Below are 20,803 nucleotides of genomic sequence, written 5' to 3'. Positions count from 1 at the left end.
GGCGTTGCCCCGACCTACGAGCGGGAGGCTTCGTAGGTCGGCCCCACGCGGCCGACATGAGCAGCGCCCGGATTCGCGAGGTGTCCAGGGACCCGCCGACCCGGCCCGGCGAAAATACCGGCGTCGGGGGGCGTTGCCCCGACCTGCGATCGGGCCCCGGGAGTCGGCGAAAAATCCAGAAAAAACGGGCCGCCCGAAGGCGGCCCGAAACCTGGCATCCAGCCGATGCCAAACCCGTGATCTGGATCAGTGCGTCTGCACGTCCGCATCGATCCGCGCGTAGCTCTGGTTGGCGATGTCGCCATCTGCACCCGAGGAGATCGTGTGCAGCTTCGACGCGAAACCATAGGGATCGTTGTTGAGGTTGCGCGCCAGCGACACCGCGAAGTCCATCGTGCCGTCGAGCGGATTGCCGTTGTAGTCCTCGACCATCACCCGCAGGTCGCTGTGCGCACCACCGAACTCGTTGCCGTCGACGGTCGCGCGCGTCTGCTCCATCAGCGATTGCAGCTGCGCCTCGCTGAAGGTCAGCGTCACCTTGTCGCCGGCCTGCACCGGACCGCTGCCCTGGCCGCCGGTCAGCGCCCAGTTCAGCAGGTCGGCATTGGCCTGCTCCTCGCTGGCCTCGTTCTTGCCGAGGATGTTGCGCTCGAACCAGTTGTAGCCGGGCCGGTCGGTGTCGACCTCGAACTGGTAGCTGCGCTCGCCCGGCAGCTCGTTGCCGTCCGCGTCGAACCGCTGGCTGATGGTCAACGGCACGTTGGCACCGTAGGTCAGGTCGGTGGTCAGCGAATACGAACCGTCGGGATAGGTCACCTGCACCGCGCTGCCGAGGTTGGCCTGCCCGCCCAGCACCACGGCAAGTTCGTCGGTGCCGGCGCGCAACTGGGTCTGCGACGAGTAGTCGATCCGCGAGACCGTCGCGACGTTGTCGACACCGGGCGTCTCGTGCGCGATCTGGCCGGTGCTGTTGAAGTGCGCGTAGGCGGCCTGGCCCTCGGCGGTGGAGATGTCGAACTCGGCCGTCTGCAGCGTCGCGCCATGCAGCTGGTCCTCGCGTCCGGCCATCACCGAGATGTCGCCCGCGCGCAGGCCGACGCCGTTGAATGCATTGATGGTCTCGGTCGGGCCGGTGGTCACGCGGACCGTGTCCTCGTCGACACGCTCGACGGTATAGCTGACGCCTTCCGACGCCTTGATGTGGGTTTCGGTGCCGATCATCCGGAACGACCCGGCCAGCGACGTGTTGGTGTAGGCGCTGCTGTCGAGGGTGACGCTGCCACCGACCGGGATCGTGGTCGGATCGAAGGGATTGATGCCCGAGGCCGCCTCCACCGGCCGCCCCTCGCCCGGCAGGGTGACCTTGTAGCGGCTCTCGAAGCCGGTCGCGGCGCCGACCTCGATCTCGGCGCCACCGCGGCCGCCGGCATTGGCCTCGGCCGAGAAGCCGACCCGGGTGTCGGCGGTGACGGTGAACGAGGTGGTGCCGTCGCCCTGGGTTTCCTGCAGCTGCACCGACGATTCGCTGCTCACCGAGATCGATGCGCCGCGGCTGTTGCCCGGCGCGTCGTCCGCGCGGGAGTTGCCCAGCTCGACCTTCTGCTTGTCGGTCAGCTTGACCGCGAGACTGTCCGGCTGCCAGGTGATGCTGCCGTTGTCGTCCTTGAGCGTGACCTTGACGTCGGTAGTCGAGTGGTTGGCGGAACCGCCGTCGACATCGCCGCTGGCGCTCATCGGCGAGGCCGGGATCTGGATCACGTCACCGGGCTGGACCGGATTGCCGCCCCCCTGCGCCGGAGTGCCGGCCAGCCGCGGATTGGCCGCGTGGATCGCTTCGGGACTGACCATGTAGCGCTCGGCCAGCGAAGCGACGGTGTCGCCCACGACAGCGCGATGCTGGGTCGGCTGCAGGGTCGGTTCGGGTTGCGCAGGCTGGCGGATCGCGCCGCCGCCATCGTGCATGCACACATTCATGTTCATCGGTCACCCGTTCGTTCTGTGGGGGAGGCACGCCGCAGCCGCGGTGCCTGGACGGGGCACATGCTGTCGCAGTGGCCGGAAAGGGGGCACCTGGGGAAAACCCGAGGCAACGGCTCCAGCCTGAATCGTCATTCATTCCGACGCCCGCCAGCGCCGCCGCAACGCGCTCCACGACAGCCGCCGCGGCGCTGCGCGAGCGCGTTCGCGATAGAATGACCGCCTGCCCCGCCGAGGGGCGCTGCGACCGTCGCGCCGGTGGATTCCACCCGGCAGCCGCGGCCAGGCTCGGCGTGGTGTTCCTGCGACAACGGCGCCCGTAACGCGAATGCCCGCCGCGGCATTCCCACTACGGAGCACGCATGAACGCACAACTGAAGACCGCACCGAAGGATGGCGACTACAAGATCGCCGACATCGGCCTGGCCGACTGGGGCCGCAAGGAGATCGACATCGCCGAGCACGAGATGCCGGGGCTGATGTCGATCCGCCGCAAGCACGCCGCCGCGGCGCCGCTCAAGGGCGTGCGCGTGACCGGCTCGCTGCACATGACCATCCAGACCGCGGTGCTGATCGAGACGCTCAAGGACATCGGCGCCGACGTGCGCTGGGCCTCGTGCAACATCTTCAGCACCCAGGACCACGCCGCCGCCGCGATCGCCGCCAGCGGTACCCCGGTGTTCGCCTGGAAGGGCGAGACGCTGGAGGAATACTGGGACTGCACCCTCGATGCGCTGACCTTCACCCTGGCCGACGGCACCCTGACCGGCCCCGAGCTGGTGGTCGACGACGGCGGCGACGTCACCCTGCTGATCCACAAGGGCTACGAGCTGGAGCAGGGCGACGAGAGCTGGGTGAACTCCGCCTCCGGCAGCCACGAGGAGCAGGTCATCAAGAACCTGCTCAAGCGCGTGGCCAGCGAGCGCCCCGGCTACTGGACCCGCGTCGTCGCCGACTGGAAGGGCGTCTCCGAGGAGACCACCACCGGCGTGCACCGCCTCTACCAGCTGGCCGAACAGGGCAAGCTGCTGGTGCCGGCGATCAACGTCAACGACTCGGTCACCAAGTCCAAGTTCGACAACCTCTACGGCTGCCGCGAATCGCTGGCCGACGGCCTCAAGCGCGCGCTGGACGTGATGCTGGCCGGCAAGGTGGCCGTGGTCTGCGGCTACGGCGACGTCGGCAAGGGCTGCGCCGCCTCGCTGCGCGCCTACGGCGCCCGGGTGATCGTCACCGAGATCGACCCGATCTGCGCCCTGCAGGCGGCGATGGAAGGCTATGAAGTCAGCACCGTCGAGGACACCCTCGGCACCGCCGACATCTACGTCACCACCACCGGCAACAAGGACATCATCCGCATCGAGCACATGACGGCGATGAAGGACCAGGCGATCGTCTGCAACATCGGCCACTTCGACAACGAGATCCAGGTCGATGCGCTGTACGCCCTGGAAGGCGTCGAGAAGATCAACATCAAGCCGCAGGTCGACAAGTTCGTGCTGCCCAACGGCAACGCGATCTTCCTGCTGGCCGAAGGCCGCCTGGTGAATCTGGGCTGCGCCACCGGCCACCCCAGCTTCGTGATGTCCAACTCGTTCTCCAACCAGACCCTGGCGCAGATCGACCTGTGGGCCAACAAGGACTTCTACGACCCCAAGGTCTACATCCTGCCCAAGAAGCTCGACGAGGAAGTCGCGCGTCTGCACCTGGAGAAGATCGGCGTGAAGCTGACCACGCTGACCAAGGCGCAGGCCGACTATCTGGGCGTACCGGTCAACGGGCCGTACAAGCCGGAGCACTACCGCTACTGAGCGGTCCGCTTCGCGGAACGGAACACGGGCGCCGCGAGGCGCCCGTGTTCGTTGTACCGTCTCGCGGCGTCCCCGCGTGCGGGCCGCGCCACGTGCGGCGCCCGCGATAGCGCCCGCCAATGCATGCAATCGTGTCGGGCGACATCCGGGTCCGCGCACGCTGGAGGATGCCCGCCACATGATCCACGTGGCGTGGCGGGCGTTCGTGTCCGCGTCAGATCGCGCTGGCCTGGTCCAGTTGCTGCAGGTCTTCGGCCGTCAACTGCAGGTCGAGCGCAGCCACCAGGCTGTCGAGCTGTTCGATGCTGGTGGCGCTGGCGATCGGTGCGGTGACGCCTTCCCTGGCGATGATCCAGGCCAGCGACACCTCCGCCAGTTCGGCCTCGTGGCGCGCCGCCACGTCGTCCAGCGCGGCCAGGATGCGCAGGCCCCGCTCGTCCAGATAGCGGCCGACGCCACCGCCACGCGGACTCTGGCCCAGATCGGCCTCGCTGCGGTACTTGCCGGTCAGAAAGCCGCTGGCAAGGCTGGAATAGGTGATCACGCCGAGATCCTCGGCAATGGCCAGGTCGTGCAGGGGGCCGTCGAAGTCGCCGCGATCGTAGAGGTTGTAGCGGGGCTGCAGGACCTCGTAGCGCGGCAGGCCTTCCGCGGCAGACACCTCCAGCGCGGCGCGGACCTGCCCGGCGTCGTAGTTGGAGGCGCCGATGGTGCGCACCTTGCCGGCCTCGATCAGCCGCTGGTAGGCCCGCAGTGTTTCCTCGTGCGGCGTGCCGGGATCGGGCTCGTGCGAGAAATAGACGTCGATGTAGTCGGTCTTCAGCCGACGCAGCGAATCCTCGGCGGCACGTTCGATATAGGCCGCCGACAGGCCCTTCTGGCCATCCAGCTCCATGCCGACCTTGGTGATCAGCACGATCGCGTCGCGCTTGCCTCGACTTTCGAACCAGTCGCCGATGATGGTTTCCGACTCGCCGCCGCTGTTGCCCGGCGCCCAGGTCGAATACATGTTGGCGGTGTCCAGGGTTTCGAGACCGGCATCGGAGAAACGGTCGAGGATCTCGAACGAGCGTTCCCTGTCGGCGGTCCAGCCGAAGGTATTGGTGCCCAGCACCAGCGGGGAGATCTCCACCGTGGAGCGGCCGAGACGACGCTTGCCCGGGCGCGTGTCCGCGCCACCGCCGGTCGCGGGATCGGGGCCTGCCGCGCTGGCCGGTGCCGCCGCGGCCGGTGCGGCGTCATTGCCGCAGGCGGCCAGCACCAGGGCTGTGGAAGCCGCCGAAAGCGAGGTCGTCAGGAATTTCCGGCGTGAAAACATCTCGGCATCCTCTGTCATGGACTCATGGCCAGTCTATCCCGACAAAAGGTATGCCCGGACTGCAATGCAGTGTTGCCCGTGGGTGACAGGATCGCGGCCCGACGCGCGGCATGGAATGGCATCGGAGACAGGCCATGCGCATCCCGGGCCGGCACGGGTTGCTGGCCACGCACAGCCGCCAGATGCGGACACCGCGGCCAGGGCGGCGCAGGCCGGCGCGCTACGATGGCCGGGCACGCGGCAACCGACTCCACCATGACCCCTGCCATCAACCTGCTGAAGAAGCGCGGCATCGCCCATGCGGTGCAGTCCTACTCCCACGACGCCGGTGCCGATTCCTACGGTGGCGAAGCGGCCGAGCAGCTGGGGCTGGACCCGTCGCTGGTGTTCAAGACCCTGCTTGCCAGCACCGACGCGCACGAACTGCTGGTGGCGGTCGTGCCGGTCAGCGGTACGCTGGACCTGAAGGCGCTGGCCCATGCCGCCGGCTGCCGGAAGTGCGAGATGGCCGCGACCGATGCCGCGCAGCGCGCGACCGGCTACCTGGTCGGCGGCATCAGTCCGCTGGCGCAGAAGAAGACGCACCGCACGTTCATCGATGCCTCCGCGAAGACGCTGGCGACGATGCACGTCAGTGCGGGCCGGCGCGGGCTGGAAGTCGCGCTGGCGCCACGGGACCTCGCGGCGCTGTGTCGGGCGCAGTGGGCCGATATCGGACGCAGGCGCTGATGCGCTTCCGGCCATTCGCGATGCATCTTCCCGCACGACCCGGCGACGGCGCCGCTGCCGCGCTGCCGCAGGATTCGGTGAGCGACGGCGCTGCACGGCCACGGCCGGTCGCCTGCACGATCGCCGGACTGCACGATGCGATGCCGCTGGATACGGCGGCCGGGCGCGTACGCATCAAGGCGCCGGTCGAAGGCATCCGCTTCGTGGGCGCGCTGCTGCACGACATGCGACACCCGAAGTCCGCATTGCGCAAGCTGCGCGTCTGCCGCGACCGTGCACAACGCATTCGCCTCGCCCTCGCCTGTACCGCGACGCTGCTGCTTGCCGCCTGCGCATCGCCGCCGCTCGCGGGTCCGCATGCCGCGCGCGCTGCCGCCGCCCCGGTCCCGCTCGACCACCTGCCGGCGCTCCGAGGCGACTACTTCGCGCTGGACTCGCAACACACAGGCCGGCGCCATCACATCTACGTCCGCCTGCCCGAAGGCTACGCGGAGAATCCGCACGCGCGCTATCCCGTCGTCTATGTGCTCGACGGCGACAGCCTGTTCCCCCTGCTGGCGCCGACCCACCTGTTCCTGCACTACGACGAGCGGTTGCCCGAAGCCATCCTGGTCGGTATCGCCTACGGCGGTTTCGATCCGTCGATCAACAAGCGCAACGTCGATTTCTCGGCACCCGGCGACGATGCCCGACCGGGTGAAGCGGGCGCGCCGGCGTTTCTCGATTTCCTGCGGAACGAACTGCTGCCGCAGGCCGAAAACCGCTACCGGATCGATCCGTTGCAGCGTGTGCTGCTCGGGCAATCGCGCTCGGGCTATTTCGTGCTGTGGTCGGCGCTGCAGGACCCCGATCTGTTCCGGGCCCGCATCGCCAGCAATCCGGCCTTCACGCCCGCGCGGCAGGCGCTGTTCGGCGCGCCTGCCGCGCACGGCCGCGACGATCTGGACCTGGTCCTCGCCAGCGGTGCGCGCGATGCAGGGTTCCGCATGCGCAATGCGATCGAATGGAACGCGTTCTGGACCGCGCGACCCGACGCGCCGTGGACGATCCGGCACCTGGTCCTGCCGGAGGGCACGCATGCGGCGAGCATCGGCGAGGTCTATCGCCAGGCGATGACCGGGCTGTTCCGCGAGGAGATCGATGCGGCGCCGGCGCAGGCCGCGGATTGAGCGCGGTCGCGCCTACGGCCGCCAGTTGGCGTTGTGCTGCCAGAAGTCGACGCTGCGCCGGTAGGCCTCGCGGTCCAGCGCCACGCCCGAGCCGCCCTCCTCGACGCCCAGCGCATTGCGCAGCATCGTGATCGGCGCCATCGGAATCTCCTCGGGCGCCATCGTGTACAGGCAGCCGACGACGCCCCAGTCGGCATCGATCGGCGCGCCCTCCTTCGCCAGCTGCGCGCGGCTGTAGAGGATCGGCAGCAGGTAGCGCGCGACCGGCACCTCGACGCCTTCGAACCAGCGCACCAGCACCGGCAACTCCGCGGAAGACCGCGCCTCGTAGCCCGAGCGCAGCAGGTGCCGGTTGCTGTCGGTGATCGGCACGGTCAGGCAGCGCGTCGAGGTCCAGTTGCGATGCACATGCAGTCTGCAGAACGGCGCGTAGCCGTCGAGCACGCGCGTCGGCGCCTCGTCGTTGAGCCGCTGCTCGAAGGCCTCCGGCGTACAGTCCTGGATGGTGTTGCCGCGCGGCGGGCGCGGGAACAGGCGGGTACGGGCGAACGGGGTCAGGACGATGGACATGGTCGGATGCGCCTGGAGGTGGCCGACACGGTACAACACCAGCCCCGGCCCCCGGACCGGGCGCGACTATGATGTCCGTAATGCATCGACTGCGGTTGGATACGGGACGCCATGGCGACGAAGCGGGGACCGGGAAGGCTGCGGCTGCGGGTGATCTTCGACCCGGATGTAGTGCTGGGGCCCGGCAAGGCCGATCTGCTGGACGGCATCCGCGACACCGGCTCCATCTCCGCCGCCGGCCGGCGCATGAAGATGAGCTACAAGCGCGCCTGGGACCTGGTGGACGCGATGAACCGCTTTTTCAGGGAACCGGTCGTGCACACCAGCAAGGGCGGCAGCGGTGGCGGCGGCGCCACCCTGACGCCGTTCGGCGAGCAGGTGCTGGCGGCCTATCGCCGGATCGAGGCCCGCAGCGCCGAGGCCGTCGCCGATGAACTCGCCTGGTTGCATGCGCGGCTGCGGCCGCCGCAGGACGAATGACGGCACCGGCCCGGCGCGGGTGACCGCCGGGCCGGCGACAGCGGTCAGAAGCCGACTTGCAGCTTGGCGTAGAACGAGCGCCCCTGTTCCGGGAAGCCCCAGGCCAGTTCGTATGCCTCGTCCAGCAGATTGCGGCCGCCGAAGGCGACGCGGACGTCGCTGCGCACGTCCCACTGCACCTGCAGGTTGGCCAGGGTGTACTGGCCGGTGCGGATGTAGGCGCCGCCGGGTCCCTCGTTCCAGCGGTCGTCGGCGAACTCGATGCTCGGCGTGAACGACCAGCGCGCCAGCGGCGACCAGGTGGCGTACAGCAGCGCTTGGTACTGCGGCACGCCGGTGGGACGGTACTCCGGCTGCAACGGATCCTTGATCGTGCGGTGCAGCCACGTCGCATTGCCGCCCAGCACCCACGTGTCGGACAGCCGGGCCTGGCCGCCGAATTCGGCGCCGTAGTACTCGCCATCGCCGACGTTGCGGGTCTGGGTCATCTGCGGCGGACCGGCGTCGACGATCACCGTCTGGATCATGTCGCGGACGTCGGAGTAGAAGACCGCGGTGTTGAAATGGACATCGTCGGACATGCGGCGCTCCCACGACAGTTCGAGGTTGGTGCCGCGCTCGCTGGACAGGTCGGGGTTGGGCACCGCGGTGCCGAAGCGGGTGCTGAAACGCTCGAAGGTGGTCGCGAACCGCGTGCGCGAGGACAGGCTGGCGCCGAAGCGGGAATCCGCGCTCTGCTGCCAGTACACCGCGGCCTGTCCGTTCCAGGCATCGCTGCCGCCGGTCGGATACTCGAACAGCCCCTGCGTCTCGTTGTATTCCTGCGCCTGCTTGGCGTCGTTGCGGTCGTGGCTGACGCCGACCAGCACGTCGACGGTGTCGCTGGCGTGCCAGGTGTTCTCCAGCGCCAGCGACCAGGTGTCCTCGCGGTTGTGCTGGGTCGGTTCGCGCGAACTCAGGGTCGGGTGGGTCGGGCGGTTGAGGTTGTATTCGGAATGGCGGTCGCTGCGCCAGTGCGCGGCGACGCGGCTGTCGCTGTCGGGCAGCAGGCGGAAACCGAACTCGACGCTGGCGCCGTAGCCCTTGTCGCCATAGATGCTCTGGAAGCGGCCGTTGTTCGACTGCGTGGTGTAGCTGGCATCGTCGTACGCGTAGAGCGCGTTGTCGAAGGTGTTGTAGTAGACCTTGGTCTTCAGGTGGGTGGCGTCGCTGAAGCGGGTGTTCGACAGGAAGTAGAGGTTCTCGATGTCCCACATCGGCCAGTCCCAGTAGCTGTTGGGCGGATTCGGCGGGTCGTTGTAGACGTTCAGCGGCGCGCCCTTGCTGCCGTCCTGGCGGGTGTAGCTGAGGGTGTACTCGTCGCTGGCATTGGGCACGAACCCGAACTTCAGGTTGACGCGCGAGTCGCGGCTGGCCGAGCGGTCGCGCGCGCCCGGGGCCTGGATCGAGGTGCCCTCGAAATCGCCGGGCAGCCGCCAGTGCTTGCGGTCCTGGTAGCTGACGCTCGCCTGGGCATAGAACATGTCCTGGCGGGTGCCGACCGAAGCATAGCCGTTCCAGGCGTCGTGGCTGCCGTCGCGGCCGAGATCGAGGCCGGCCTGGAACCGGGCCTCGAACGGCTCGGTCGGCTTGCGCGTGACCAGGTTGATCGCACCGCCCATGGCACCGGGCCCGTCGATCACCGACACGTAGCCCTTCCTGACCTGCACCTCGGCCAGGTCGGCGGTGAGGAAGCGGCGGAAGTCCAGGCGGTTGTCGGCCGGCAGGTAGATGCGCACGCCGTCGATCGACAGCGGCACCTGCCAGCGCCCGAAGCCGCGCACGAAGATGTCGTGCTCGTTGCGGCGGCCGTTGCTGTCCTGGGTGGTCATCACGCCGGGCGTCAGCTTGACCGCGTCGTCGAGGGTCAGCGTGTTGAAGGTCCACATCTCCTCGCGGGTGATCACGTCGTCGCCGGTGGCGACGGCGTCCGGACGCTCGGCGGTCACGGTGATCTGGCCGAGGGTGAAGACGTCGTCAGGCGTGGCGGCACCTTCCGCGGCATGCGCGGCGACGGGCAGAGCCAGCGCACAGGCGATGGCAAGGGACAGGCGACGGGCGGATGGGCGCATGGGACGGTTCTCTGGTGTGGTGATGCGCGGCACCGCGGACGGCCTGTGGGGGCGGTCCGTCGCTGCTGCCGGCATCCGGGGAGGCCGCCCCCGGGGCGGCCTGTCGTTATATTCACGAGAATATAACGATACCGTCACCGCAGCTCAACCGGGATGCGCCCCGGAAGCGGGCGGCGGAAACCGTCCAGGCGACGAAGTTCCGAACGTTTCCGCCGTCCACATTGCCGGGGCCTGCCATCCATTTCCTGTAGCCGGCGTCGGGTCTTGCCCGCAGGGCCGCGCCTGCCATCCGGCAATGGATGACAGGCCCTAGAGCGAGGACACCCAGTCGATCAGGCACTGGCGCTCTTCGGCATGGAGCGCGTCGAAGCGCGCCCGGGCCGGAGCGGCCGCGCCGCCATGCCAGGCGATGGCTTCCTCGATGCTGCGTGCGCGCCCGTCGTGCAGCAGGCGGATCGGGCGCCCGCCTTCGAGCGCGGTGCTGATGCCCCACAGTGGAGCGGTCCGCCAGCGGCTGCGCAGCGGAGTGCCATGGATGTCGCGGTCGGCAAGCGCATCGCCGAGGTCGTGCAGCAGCAGGTCGGTATACGGATCGATGCGCAGCCCGTCGTGCGTGGTCCAGCCACTGCGGTGGCAGTCGCCGCAGCCGGTGTTGGCGAACAGCCGGGCGCCGTCGCGGGATTCGCGCAGGCGACGGGCCGCGTCCGGCGTGCGCCGCACCGTTTCCAGGCGCTGGAACGCCAGCACCGCCTCGAACAGCTCCGCTTCCACTTCGGGCGTGCCGCCATGCGCGGCATTGCGGCAGGCATCATCGTGCGACGCGCAGTCGATGGCCTCGATCATCGCGCTGGTGAGGCCCATCTCGCGTGCGAACGCGACCGCGACCTGGCTGGCGACGGTAGCCTCCGTCCCCTGCCAGCCGAAGCGGCCGAGCACGCGGCCGTTGCCAGCGTCGATCCAGGCGGGTTCTCCCCGGGGGCCGCCGGGGCGTGGCTGCGCGCCGGCCAGGATGGCACTGTCGGGAATCGCCTCCAGCAGGCCGACTCCCTGTGCCGACGGAGCCATCCGCGGCATCAGCACCAGGTCGTCCGGCAGTGGCGCGCCATCCGGCGTCTCGACCTGGTATGCCGGCGACCACAGGGTGATGCGGCTGCCGTCGGGACGCGCATGCGGCCGTGCGCGGTAGCGGATCGAAACCGCGGCCTCGGGCACGAACCCGGCGACCGCATCGGTATTGACGACATGGCCGAAACGCGGATGCCCGCGCGCGATGCCGCCGTCGGCCTGCCGCTGCCCGACCTGGAGCACGAAATCGCTCGGCGCCGGGCCGTCGTCCAGCGGCCCGCGCCCGCGCCGGCGGCTGTTGTGGCAGGCATCGCAGGAAACCGAATTGAACAGTGGACCGAGACCGTCGCGGCGCCCGGCCGGCTGGCCCGCAGGCACCCAGGACGTGTTGAAGACGGCATGCCCGAGATCGAAACGCGCGGCCTCGTCGGCATCCAGCGCGCGCCAGGCGCCCGGCGTGCGTCCATCCGGCTGCTCGTCGACCACCGCAGCGGCGGTCGCGGCAAGCAGGGCCGCCACGACGACGAGACCGGCGGGCCGGCCGGACGCGGACCTCACTTCGGTGCGTTGGCGACCGCGGTGATCACCACACCCGCCTCTTCCGCCGCGCCGCCTGCGAACTGCAGTACCAGATCGCGGCCGGCCGGCAGTTCGAACTCGACGATCTTGTGCACCAGCGGGCAGCCCCGCCGCCCCTGGAAGTCCAGCGACGGCACGATCCGGCCGGCGTCGACGACGTCGATCCAGTGCCCGGTGGTGATCGAGACCCGGTAGCGGCCGTCGGCGGGCACCCGGAAGGTCAACAGCCCGGCATGGGCGTCGTCGTCGAGCATCGGCTTGCCGGGGCGGGCGGCCAGGGCCACATCGCGCTGCGGCAACAGGCGGGCGCCGTACAACGTCTCCGTCTCGATGCGAACGACGCCGTCCGGACCGCCGCCGCCCGCCGTGATCGCCACGGGCACAGCGGCGAGCGCAGCCAGCTCCCGCGCCACATCCCACGAGAACGTGTCGCAGCCCGCCGGAGGCGGCGACACGACGGGCTCGCCAGCCGATGCCGGGCCGACGGCAAGCAACGCAACCAGCAGGGCGCGATGCGCCGGACGCTTCAACATGGGGCGGACCCGTTCAATATATTCGTCCGAATATATCGATGCCGCGCGCAACGGCCAAGTCCCGGGGCGGTTCCGTGGGGCCCTCTTCCGGTATCGGTGGCATGGACGCCGGGACAGACCGCACACGGGTAGTGGCGGCGGGCAAACAAAATTGATCCATCGCGATAAAGAGATATAATCCCCACCACCCTCGCCCCGTCCGACGCGATGACCCCGATCAGTTTCGAGTTCTACCCGCCCAAGAACGACGAGCAGCGCGCGCAGCTCGACCGCACCGCGAAGAAGCTCGCCGTGCATGCACCCGAATACGTGTCGTGCACGTTCGGCGCGGGCGGCTCGACGCTGAGCCACACCCCGGAGACGGTGCGGCGGCTGAAGCAGCAGCACGGGCTGGACGCGGCGCCGCACCTGTCGTGCGTCGGCGGCAGCCGCGAGGAGATCCGCGAGCTGCTCAAGCTCTACCGGGCGATCGGCTGCACCCGCATCGTCGCGCTGCGCGGCGACCTGCCGTCGGGCATGGGCCATCCGGGCGACCTGCGCTATGCCTCGGAACTGGTGGCGTTCATCCGCAGCGAATTCGGCGACCGTTTCCGCATCGAGGTCGGCTGCTATCCGGAAGTGCATCCGCAGGCCGGCGACGCGCGCGCCGACCTGCGCCATTTCCGGACCAAGGTGGAAGCCGGCGCGGACGCGGCGATCACCCAGTATTTCTACAACGCCGACGCCTACTTCCATTTCGTCGACAGCGTGCGCCGCGACGGGGTGGAGATCCCGATCATCCCGGGCATCATGCCGGTGTCGAACTTCAGCCAGCTGCGGCGCTTCTCGGAGGCCTGCGGCGCGGAGATCCCGCGCTGGATGCTGCGCAGCATGCAGTCGCTCGGCGACGATGCGGCAGGCATCCGCGAACTGGGCGCGGACATCGTCGCGCGCCTGTGCGAGCGACTGGTCGCCGGCGGCGCGCCGGCGCTGCACTTCTATACCCTGAACCTGGCCAGGCCGACGCAGGCGGTGCTCGACCGGCTGGGCTGACAGGGCCGGAGAACATGCGGCTTGTCCGATGACAGTGGGAAGTCCCGGCGTCGGGGGCGTTGCCCCGACCTACGGCGAGGCCCCCGGGAATCGGCGAAGAACCGAAAAAAACCGCCATCGGCCGCGGCTGCGGCCGGACGCCCGTGGCGGTGGCCCGGAACGCCGGGCGCCGGCTCCGCTGCCGGGTCCATCCCTCCCGCGCCCCGCACCGGCCGGACGTCGCTTCTCCGCGGGCCCGCCAGCCGGTACGCTGGCCCGATGTCCGCCGCCAAGCCCATCGCCGCTCTGCTGCTCGCCTCGGCGGCACTGGCATCGTGGTGGTCCCCGCGCCCGGCGGACGCCCAGGTCCGGCGCTGCGTGGCGGCCGATGGCGGCACCATCTTCACCGACCGCAAGTGCAGCGAGGTCGGCGGCAGCCCGCAACCGGCGCGCAGCGCCGACCGCAACCGGGCCACGGCCGTCCGCAGCGGCTGCGCGCGCAGCGTGCGTGCGCTGATGCAGGAAATGCAGCACGCGATCGATGCGCGCGACACCAATCGCCTTGCCGGCCTGTACCACTGGCCGGGCATGAGCCACGCCGGCGGCTACCAGGTGCTGCAGCGGCTGGACACGGTCGCCCAGCGGCCGCTGGTCAACATCACCGCCCAGCGCCCGGCGCAATCGGTGGTTGCGGCGCAGCAGCGCGGCTTCAGCGGCTGGACCAGCGCGCGCGACATCCCCACCGCGCCGCGCCAGCTGCCGCCGACGTCGCTGCGGCTCGACCAGACCGGCGCCAATGGCGCCGGCGCCTCGCAGACGGTGTTCTCGCTGCACCGGCATCTCGGCTGCTGGTGGGTCAGCCTCTGACGTCGGGGCCGCCGATTCAGGCAAAATGGCGGTTTCCCGACCGCGAGCGCGCGCCATGCATTACCCCGAATGGATCTGGCAGAACGGCAGCATCAAGCCCTGGGCCGAGGCCACGACCCATGTGATGTCGCATGCGCTGCACTACGGTTCGTCGGTGTTCGAGGGCATCCGCAGCTACGACACGCCGCACGGCCCGGCGATCTTCCGCCTGACCGACCACAACCGGCGGCTGTTCCAGTCGGCGAAGATCCACGAGATCGAGATCCCCTACTCGCTCGAGGACATCAACGCCGCCTGCCATGCGGTGATCGTGCGCAACGGCTTCAAGGCCGCCTACCTGCGCCCGGTGGCCTACCGCGGCCTCGGCGGGTTCGGCCTGTCGGCGGATACGCCGGTCGATGTCGCGGTCGCCACCTGGCAGATGGGCGCGTATCTCGGTGACGACGTGTTGGAGAACGGCATCGACGCCTGCGTGTCGAGCTGGCAGCGCTTCGCGCCGAACACGATCCCGGCCGGCGCCAAGGCCGGCGGCAACTACCTGTCGGGCCAACTGGTCGCACGCGAGGCGCGGCGCCTGGGCTTCGGCGAGGGCATCGCGCTGGCCTCGACCGGACTGCTCAGCGAAGGCGCGGGCGAGAACCTGTTCCTGGTGTTCGATGGCATGCTGCACACCACGCCGGTCAGCGCGGCGCTGCTCAACGGCCTGACCCGGCATTCGATCATCACCCTGGCGCGGGCGAACGGCATCGAGGTCGTCGAGCGCGACCTGCCGCGCGAGTACCTGTACCTGTGCGACGAGCTGTTCATGTGCGGCACCGCGGCCGAGATCACCCCGATCCGTTCGGTCGACGGCCGCCAGGTCGGCAGCGGCAAGGCCGGCCCGCTGACGCGCCGGATCCAGTCGCTGTTCTTCGGCCTGTTCGACGGCAGCACGCCGGATACCCATGGCTGGCTGGAGCCGCTGCAGGGGTGAGAGGCAGGGCGTAGCTCTCCCGTCTGCCGCGACCACCCGGTCTCGCTGCGGCGCTCGATGTACTTCCAGGCCCGGGCGCGCGACGTCAGTCCACGTCGGGGCGGAACGACAGCGTCGCCACCACGCCGCGCACCGGCCCGGGCACCACCCGCACGTGCCAGCCGTACAGCGCGCATAGCCGGCGCACGATCGACAGGCCGATCCCGCCGCCCTGCGAATGCTCGGCATGGGTACCGCGATAGCCGCGTTCGAACAGCCGCGCGGCGTCCTCGGCGCTGAGCCCGGGACCAGAATCGGCGACCTCGACCGCGTCCCCGCGCAACCGCACGACGACCTCGCCCTCGTGCGTGTACTTGATCGCATTGCCGACCAGGTTGCCCAGCGCGACGGTGATCGCGGCCTCCGGCGCATCGACGACCAGCGGCTGATCGCCCTCGAGCACCAACGCCAGCGGCTTGCCGGCGAGCTGCGGGCGATGCGCGTCGAACAGCTGCTCGACGACCTTGCCGACGTCGGTCGCGCCATGGCCGCGCTCGTTGCGCGACAGCAGCAGCAGCGCGCTGATCAGATCGGTGCACTGCTGCTCGGCGCGCTGGATGCGCAGCAGGCGGGTCCGGGTCTTCTCGTCCAGGTCCGGCCGCGACAGCAGCAGCTCCACCGCACCGCGGATCACCGCCAGCGGCGTGCGCAGCTCGTGGCTGACGTCGGCATTGAACTCGCGGTCGCGCTGCACGACCTCGGTCAGGCGGAAGGCGTAGTCGTCGAGTGCGCTGGCCAGCTGGCCGACCTCGTCGTCGGCGAAGTGCGGCGCCAGCGCCTGCGGCGTGGAGCTGTCGCCGGAACGGCTGAGCCGGTTGGCCAGTTCGGTCACCGGGCTCATCACCCGCGACGCCGCCCACCAGCCGATCAGCAGCGACAGCAGCGACACCACGATCAACGCACTGGTGATCGCACGCTGGAACTGCGCCTCGCCGCGCTGGGTCTGGGTCATGTCGTAGGCGAGGAAGAACCAGGCCTCGGGCGTCTTGCGCACCGCCAGCTTGTAGGCCATCGGATGGCCGAACTCGTCGGTGCCGCTGAAGCCGTGGATGCCGTCGGACAGCGAGGCCCATTCCGGCCGGTTGGCGCGGACCACGTCGAAGCGGTCCGGGGTATAGAACCAGGCCTTCACCTGCTCGAACGGCACCTCCGGCGGGCTGTCCGGATCGCTGAACCAGCGCCCGGCGAACTCGTCGATGTTGCGGTTCATCGCATCTTCGACCAGGGCGTTCTCGACCCGGTTGCGCGCTTCCTGGGTCAGCACCGCGAACAGTGCCGTCAGGCCCAGCCCGAACAGCGCGAACGACAGGATGATGCGGCTGCGCAGACGCCGCCGGTAACGGCGCCGGCGCACGCGTCCCGGCGCCGGGCCCCCGCCGTCAGTTGCCGCCATCGGGGACCGCGATGCGGTAGCCGATGCCGTGGCGGGTCTGGATGTACGGCGTGTCGAACGGCTTGTCGACGACCGCGCGCAGGCCGTGGATGTGCACGCGCAGCGAATCGGAATCCGGCAGTTCCTCGCCCCAGACCCGGGTCTCGAGCTCCTGCCGCGTGACCACCGCCGGCGAGGCCTCCATCAGCGACTGCAGGATCTTCAGCGCGGTCGGGTTGAGCTGCAGCAGCTTGCCGCCGCGGCGCACTTCCAGCGTATCGAGGTTGTATTCGAGGTCGCCGACATCCAGCACCCGGGTATGGGTGCCCTTGCCGCGGCGCGACAGCGCGTTGAGGCGGACCTCGACCTCCTGCAGCGCGAACGGCTTGACCAGGTAGTCGTCGGCCCCGGAATCGAAGCCGGCGAGCTTGTTGTCGAGGCTGTCGCGCGCGGTCAGCATCAGCACCGGGGTCTGCTTGCGCGCGTCGTTGCGCAGCTTGCGGCAGACCTCCAGGCCGTCCATGCCCGGCAGGTTGAGGTCGAGCACGATCGCATCGAAATCGTGCACCACCGCCAGGTGCAGGCCGGTCACGCCATCCGCGGCGAAATCCACGGTGTGGCCGCGATCCTCGAGGTAGTCGCCAAGGTTGGCGGCGATGTCCTGGTTGTCTTCGATGACGAGAATATGCATGGGATGTCCTTGGGGGCGGGGCGCGGGCCGGTTCCGGCATGCGATGTCGCCATGAGCGAATGATGGCACAGGGCGGCATGGTGCGGCCCGGGCTGTCGCGGCAACGCATACGACAGCGCTTGCGGCACGAAGTTCGACGACACAACCGTCACCGGGGCCGGACGCGAGGAAGACGACTGCCCCGGCCTTGCGGAGGTCGGTCCCGCGCCGCGATTCGTGAGCTGTCGGCGGACCCGCCGGTGCGGCCTGACCGGAAATACCAGTGTCGAGCGCCCGACCTGCGATCGAGGTACCCGGCAATCGGCGAAGAACCACAAGAAGAACCACAAAAAGACCCAGGCGGTAGGCCCGCCCGGGTCAAAGGAGTGTTGCCCCGATTGCCGTCATCCGTCGCGACCCCGGCGAGACCAGGGCAGAGAGAGCGCGAGCGCATTCCGGATGTGCACGATAGTCCCGGGCGCGTCGAAAACCGGAAAAAAAACGTTCAATTTCCATTAGCGGCAGGCGTCCTGCGGGATTTCCGCGCAGGCGGCCGCCCCGGGGCGGCGTGGCTGGCGATGTGCTCGATGATGCCGCCGGCAATATCCAGTCCGGTGACCGCCTCGATCCCCTCCAGGCCGGGCGAGGCGTTGACCTCGAGCACCAGCGGGCCGCGTTTGGCCCGGATCAGGTCGACGCCGGCTATGCCCAGCCCGACGACCTGCGCGGCCCGTACCGCGACCGCCTGCTCCTCGGGCGTGGCGCATACCGCCGACGCGGTCCCGCCGCGATGCAGGTTGGAACGGAAATCGCCGGCCGGCGCCTGCCGCTGCATCGCGCCGATGACGCGGTCGCCGACGACGAAGCAGCGCAGGTCCGCCCCCTGCGCCTCGGCGATGAACTCCTGCACGAGGAAGTTCGCATACAGTCCGCGCAGCGCTTCGACCACGCCGCGCGAGGCCGACGGCTTCTCGGCCAGCATCACCCCGGCGCCCTGGGTGCCCTCGTTGAGCTTGATGACGTGCGGCGGCGGCCCGAGCATCGCCAGCAGGTCGTCGGTATCGTCGGGATTGTCGCCGAACACCGTGGCCGGCAGGCCGATGCCCTCGGCCGCCAGCAGTTGCTGGCAGCGCAGCTTGTCGCGCGCGCGCGCGAACGCCGCCGACGGGTTGGGCGCATGCGTGCCCATCAGCTCGAACTGGTGCAGCACCGCGTTGCCGTAGCGGGTGATCGACGCGGAGAAGCGCGGGATCACCGCATCGAAGCCGTCGATCGGCTTGCCCTTGTAGCGCATCGAGAAGCCGTCGTTGCTGATGCGCATGTAGCAGCGCAGCGGATCGAGCACCCGCGCGGTATGCCCGCGCACCCGCGCCGCTTCCAGCAGGCGACGCGTGGAATAGAGCTTCGTATTGCGGGACAGGATCGCAAGCTTCATCGCATCACCGGAAGACCCCGCCGGGGCCGGACCACGACACGCCGGCAAAGAGAACGGCGGCATCACCGCGAGATGATGCCGCCGTTCAAGATTGGAGCGGGTGAAGGGAATCGAACCCTCGTCAGTTGCTTGGGAAGCAACAGCTCTGCCATTGAGCTACACCCGCGCAGGCCACGCAGTCTATGCCGCGATCGCGCGCGTTGGCAACGCCGCGGACGGCGTCGCCGGCTCACGCGCGATGCTCAGAACCCGCCGCCGACCGTCGCGAACACGGTCGCGTGGCTGCCGCCCTTCTGGCCGACGGTCAGCGTGGCGCCCAGGTTCGCTTCCAGGCCGGACACGCGGGTCTGGGCGCCGAAGGTCAGGCTGCCATAGCTGCGGTCGTAGCCGCGCGCGGGCACCGCGTAGGGCAGCGTCGACGGCAACGACTGCGACCATGCCCAGGCCTCGGCCGGGACATCCTCGAACTCGCGGTCGACGGTCAGCCTGGCATACGGGCGCAGGCTGTCGCCGGCCGCGTAGGCGAACTGCCAGCCGGCGCTGCCGATCAGCGAGTCGAAGTCCTGCGAGGGATAGGCCAGCGAGCTGGACAGGGTCGGATCGCTCTCGGCGAAGCCGTCGACCTCGATCCGCTGGGCGACCAGCGACAGCACCGGGCCATGCTGCAACCGGCCGTCGCCGAAGTTCCAGCCGGCGTTGACCGCCGCAGTGAGGTTGCTGCCGTCGGCGTCGCCGTGATGCACGCGCGTCGCCGGACCGATCTGCACGGTGCGGTCGATGTCGAAGTCCAGCCAGCTGTAGCTCAGCTGGGCGTTGACCCAGGCGCCGCCATCGGCGTGCCAGCCGACGAAGCCGCCGACGCTGGCCTCGCCCTGGTCCCAGCTGCCGCGGCGCAGGCCCCAGTCGTTGCCCTGGCGGCCGTAGCCGAGGAAGCCGCCGAACGTGGCGTTGCCGCGGTTCCAGTCGATGCCGGCGGTGACCGCCGGGCCGGCGCCGTCGTAAGCCTTGCCGTGGTCGTAGCGCTGGAAGTCGCCGCGCACGTCGACCCACCAGCGCCTGCCGTCGGCCTCGCCCGGCTGGAACGACAGCCGGTGCGCGATGCGGTCGGCGCGGGCGCGGCCGGTCATCGCCGCCGACTGCGGCAGCACCGCGATCTGCTGCGGCCCGTCGATCATCGAGATCGCCAGGTCCGCGATCAGCGCATGCGCGCGGCTGGCCGGATGGATGCCGTCGGCGAACAGGTAGGTGTCGGCGGCACTGGGGTCGAGCAGCGAATTGGGATTACAGAACAGCGACGAGTCGCCGGCCGGCGGCGGCTGCGCGCCGCATCCCGGCGAAGTGACGTTGGCGAAGCCGTACAGGCCCGGATCGGCGACGACCTCCTGCAGGAAGTGGAAGGTATCGACCGGGATCACCCGCAGGCCCTGCGCCGCCAGTCCGCCATACAGCGCGTCGTTGTAGGCGGTGGCCAGCGCGGTGCCCTGCGCCATCGCCGCGGCGCCGCCGGCGCGCGAGGCCGGGGTCAGGCCGATGTCGGGAATCGACGGCACCATGACGTAGCGCGCACCCGCCCCCTGCAGCGTGCCGACGATGCCGACCTGCGCAGCGACCGCCGCGCCGATGATCTGCGGCGCCTGGGTCGGGTCGGCGGCAATCGAGAACAGGTCGTTGGCGCCACCCCAGACGCTGTACAGCGCATCGGCATCGGCGCGGCCGCCGTTCGCGGCGAGGTAGCTGGTCGTCTGGGTGACCAGCGACGGCGTGAAGCCGAGGCCGCCCACCGAATCGACGCCCACCCGGGCGCCGCCGACCGCATAGTTGTCGCCGCCCTGGCCGTTGCCGTTGGCGCTGGCGTCGGTGCCGTAGCGGTCGGCGAGGTGCTCGGACCAGACCAGGCCGGGATTGGTGGTGAAGCGGCCCAGGATCGCGCCCTGCGGGCCGATCATCTGGACCAGGACCGGACGGAAATGACCGGAATCGGTCAGGCTGTCGCCGAAGAACACGGTCTTGGAGAACGGTTCCGCGGCAAGCGCGGGGGCGGCGGCAAGCGCAAGCGCGCTCGCGAGGGCGGCACGGACGGGCCAGGACGACATC

At 69.7% G+C, this 20,803-nt stretch carries 17 protein-coding genes, 1 tRNA gene and 1 riboswitch; of the genes, 7 read left to right on the top strand and 11 right to left on the bottom strand.

The window, feature by feature from the left end:
• Positions 1 to 246 precede the first annotated feature (246 nt).
• Positions 247 to 1,980, bottom strand: coding sequence for a LysM peptidoglycan-binding domain-containing protein (locus LDO26_RS04530; RefSeq protein ID WP_232129885.1), 1,734 nt, complete (start codon positions 1,978 to 1,980; stop codon positions 247 to 249).
• 224 nt (positions 1,981 to 2,204) lie between these two features.
• Positions 2,205 to 2,303: riboswitch (S-adenosyl-L-homocysteine riboswitch) on the top strand.
• A gap of 36 nt (positions 2,304 to 2,339) precedes the next feature.
• Between LDO26_RS04530 and ahcY the strand changes: the two genes are divergently transcribed.
• Entirely contained in the window at positions 2,340 to 3,788 is a 1,449-nt protein-coding gene (ahcY, locus tag LDO26_RS04525; RefSeq protein ID WP_232129884.1) for an adenosylhomocysteinase, read from the top strand.
• A gap of 214 nt (positions 3,789 to 4,002) precedes the next feature.
• On the opposite strand, the gene LDO26_RS04520 is transcribed toward ahcY, so the two are convergent.
• Positions 4,003 to 5,106 (bottom strand): aldo/keto reductase, encoded by a 1,104-nt coding sequence (locus tag LDO26_RS04520; RefSeq protein ID WP_232129883.1) that lies wholly within the window; start codon positions 5,104 to 5,106, stop codon positions 4,003 to 4,005.
• A 255-nt stretch (positions 5,107 to 5,361) separates the two neighbouring features.
• Here LDO26_RS04520 and ybaK point away from each other — a divergent pair, with 255 nt between their 5' ends.
• Entirely contained in the window at positions 5,362 to 5,835 is a 474-nt protein-coding gene (ybaK, locus tag LDO26_RS04515; protein ID WP_232129882.1) for a Cys-tRNA(Pro) deacylase, read from the top strand.
• Positions 5,836 to 5,855: 20 nt separating this feature from the next.
• A complete protein-coding gene (locus LDO26_RS04510) occupies positions 5,856 to 7,004 on the top strand; it encodes an alpha/beta hydrolase (RefSeq protein WP_232129881.1) in 1,149 nt (382 codons plus the stop codon).
• A gap of 12 nt (positions 7,005 to 7,016) precedes the next feature.
• Here LDO26_RS04510 and LDO26_RS04505 read toward each other — a convergent pair whose 3' ends face one another.
• Positions 7,017 to 7,574 carry a DUF3228 family protein gene (locus tag LDO26_RS04505; protein ID WP_232129880.1) on the bottom strand — a complete coding sequence of 186 codons (558 nt, stop codon included), beginning with the start codon at positions 7,572 to 7,574 and terminating at the stop codon, positions 7,017 to 7,019.
• A 111-nt stretch (positions 7,575 to 7,685) separates the two neighbouring features.
• On the opposite strand from LDO26_RS04505, the gene LDO26_RS04500 reads away from it, so the two are divergent.
• Positions 7,686 to 8,054, top strand: a complete 369-nt coding sequence (locus LDO26_RS04500; protein ID WP_232129879.1) for a winged helix-turn-helix domain-containing protein — start codon at positions 7,686 to 7,688, stop codon at positions 8,052 to 8,054.
• A gap of 44 nt (positions 8,055 to 8,098) precedes the next feature.
• Here the strand turns inward: LDO26_RS04500 and LDO26_RS04495 are convergent, their stop codons facing one another.
• From LDO26_RS04495 to LDO26_RS04485, 3 genes are all read right to left on the bottom strand, one after another.
• Positions 8,099 to 10,165 (bottom strand): TonB-dependent receptor plug domain-containing protein, encoded by a 2,067-nt coding sequence (locus tag LDO26_RS04495; protein ID WP_232129878.1) that lies wholly within the window; start codon positions 10,163 to 10,165, stop codon positions 8,099 to 8,101.
• A 309-nt stretch (positions 10,166 to 10,474) separates the two neighbouring features.
• Complete coding sequence (locus LDO26_RS04490; RefSeq protein WP_232129877.1) at positions 10,475 to 11,788, bottom strand: di-heme oxidoredictase family protein; 1,314 nt, start codon at positions 11,786 to 11,788, stop codon at positions 10,475 to 10,477.
• Positions 11,785 to 12,342 (bottom strand): hypothetical protein, encoded by a 558-nt coding sequence (locus tag LDO26_RS04485; RefSeq protein ID WP_232129876.1) that lies wholly within the window; start codon positions 12,340 to 12,342, stop codon positions 11,785 to 11,787. Before LDO26_RS04485 ends, LDO26_RS04490 begins: the two co-directional genes overlap by 4 nt.
• Positions 12,343 to 12,549: 207 nt before the next feature.
• On the opposite strand from LDO26_RS04485, the gene metF reads away from it, so the two are divergent.
• From metF to LDO26_RS04470, 3 genes are all read left to right on the top strand, one after another.
• Entirely contained in the window at positions 12,550 to 13,374 is an 825-nt protein-coding gene (metF, locus tag LDO26_RS04480) for a methylenetetrahydrofolate reductase [NAD(P)H] (RefSeq protein ID WP_232129875.1), read from the top strand.
• A gap of 258 nt (positions 13,375 to 13,632) precedes the next feature.
• Positions 13,633 to 14,220, top strand: a complete 588-nt coding sequence (locus tag LDO26_RS04475) for a hypothetical protein (RefSeq protein WP_232129874.1) — start codon at positions 13,633 to 13,635, stop codon at positions 14,218 to 14,220.
• Between the two features lie 55 nt (positions 14,221 to 14,275).
• On the top strand, positions 14,276 to 15,193 hold the full coding sequence (locus tag LDO26_RS04470; protein WP_232129873.1) for a branched-chain amino acid transaminase: 918 nt from the start codon (positions 14,276 to 14,278) through the stop codon (positions 15,191 to 15,193).
• 85 nt (positions 15,194 to 15,278) lie between these two features.
• On the opposite strand, the gene LDO26_RS04465 is transcribed toward LDO26_RS04470, so the two are convergent.
• The 5 genes from LDO26_RS04465 to LDO26_RS04445 all read right to left on the bottom strand — a co-directional run bounded on the left by LDO26_RS04465 (position 15,279) and on the right by LDO26_RS04445 (position 20,802).
• Positions 15,279 to 16,625, bottom strand: coding sequence for a sensor histidine kinase (locus tag LDO26_RS04465; RefSeq protein ID WP_232129872.1), 1,347 nt, complete (start codon positions 16,623 to 16,625; stop codon positions 15,279 to 15,281).
• Positions 16,612 to 17,295 (bottom strand): response regulator transcription factor, encoded by a 684-nt coding sequence (locus LDO26_RS04460; protein ID WP_232129871.1) that lies wholly within the window; start codon positions 17,293 to 17,295, stop codon positions 16,612 to 16,614. Before LDO26_RS04460 ends, LDO26_RS04465 begins: the two co-directional genes overlap by 14 nt.
• Positions 17,296 to 17,779: 484 nt before the next feature.
• A complete protein-coding gene (gene rimK / locus LDO26_RS04455; RefSeq protein ID WP_232129870.1) occupies positions 17,780 to 18,709 on the bottom strand; it encodes a 30S ribosomal protein S6--L-glutamate ligase in 930 nt (309 codons plus the stop codon).
• Between the two features lie 92 nt (positions 18,710 to 18,801).
• Positions 18,802 to 18,875 (bottom strand) — tRNA-Gly (locus LDO26_RS04450).
• A gap of 76 nt (positions 18,876 to 18,951) precedes the next feature.
• A complete protein-coding gene (locus LDO26_RS04445; protein ID WP_232129869.1) occupies positions 18,952 to 20,802 on the bottom strand; it encodes an autotransporter domain-containing protein in 1,851 nt (616 codons plus the stop codon).
• Position 20,803 lies beyond the last annotated feature (1 nt).

It is taken from the genome of Proluteimonas luteida, assembly GCF_021191695.1.
In the GTDB taxonomy this organism is placed as follows: domain Bacteria; phylum Pseudomonadota; class Gammaproteobacteria; order Xanthomonadales; family Xanthomonadaceae; genus Luteimonas; species Luteimonas luteida.
Note: the sequence above shows the minus strand (reverse complement) of the source record. Positions and strands in the feature narration are given on the sequence as shown.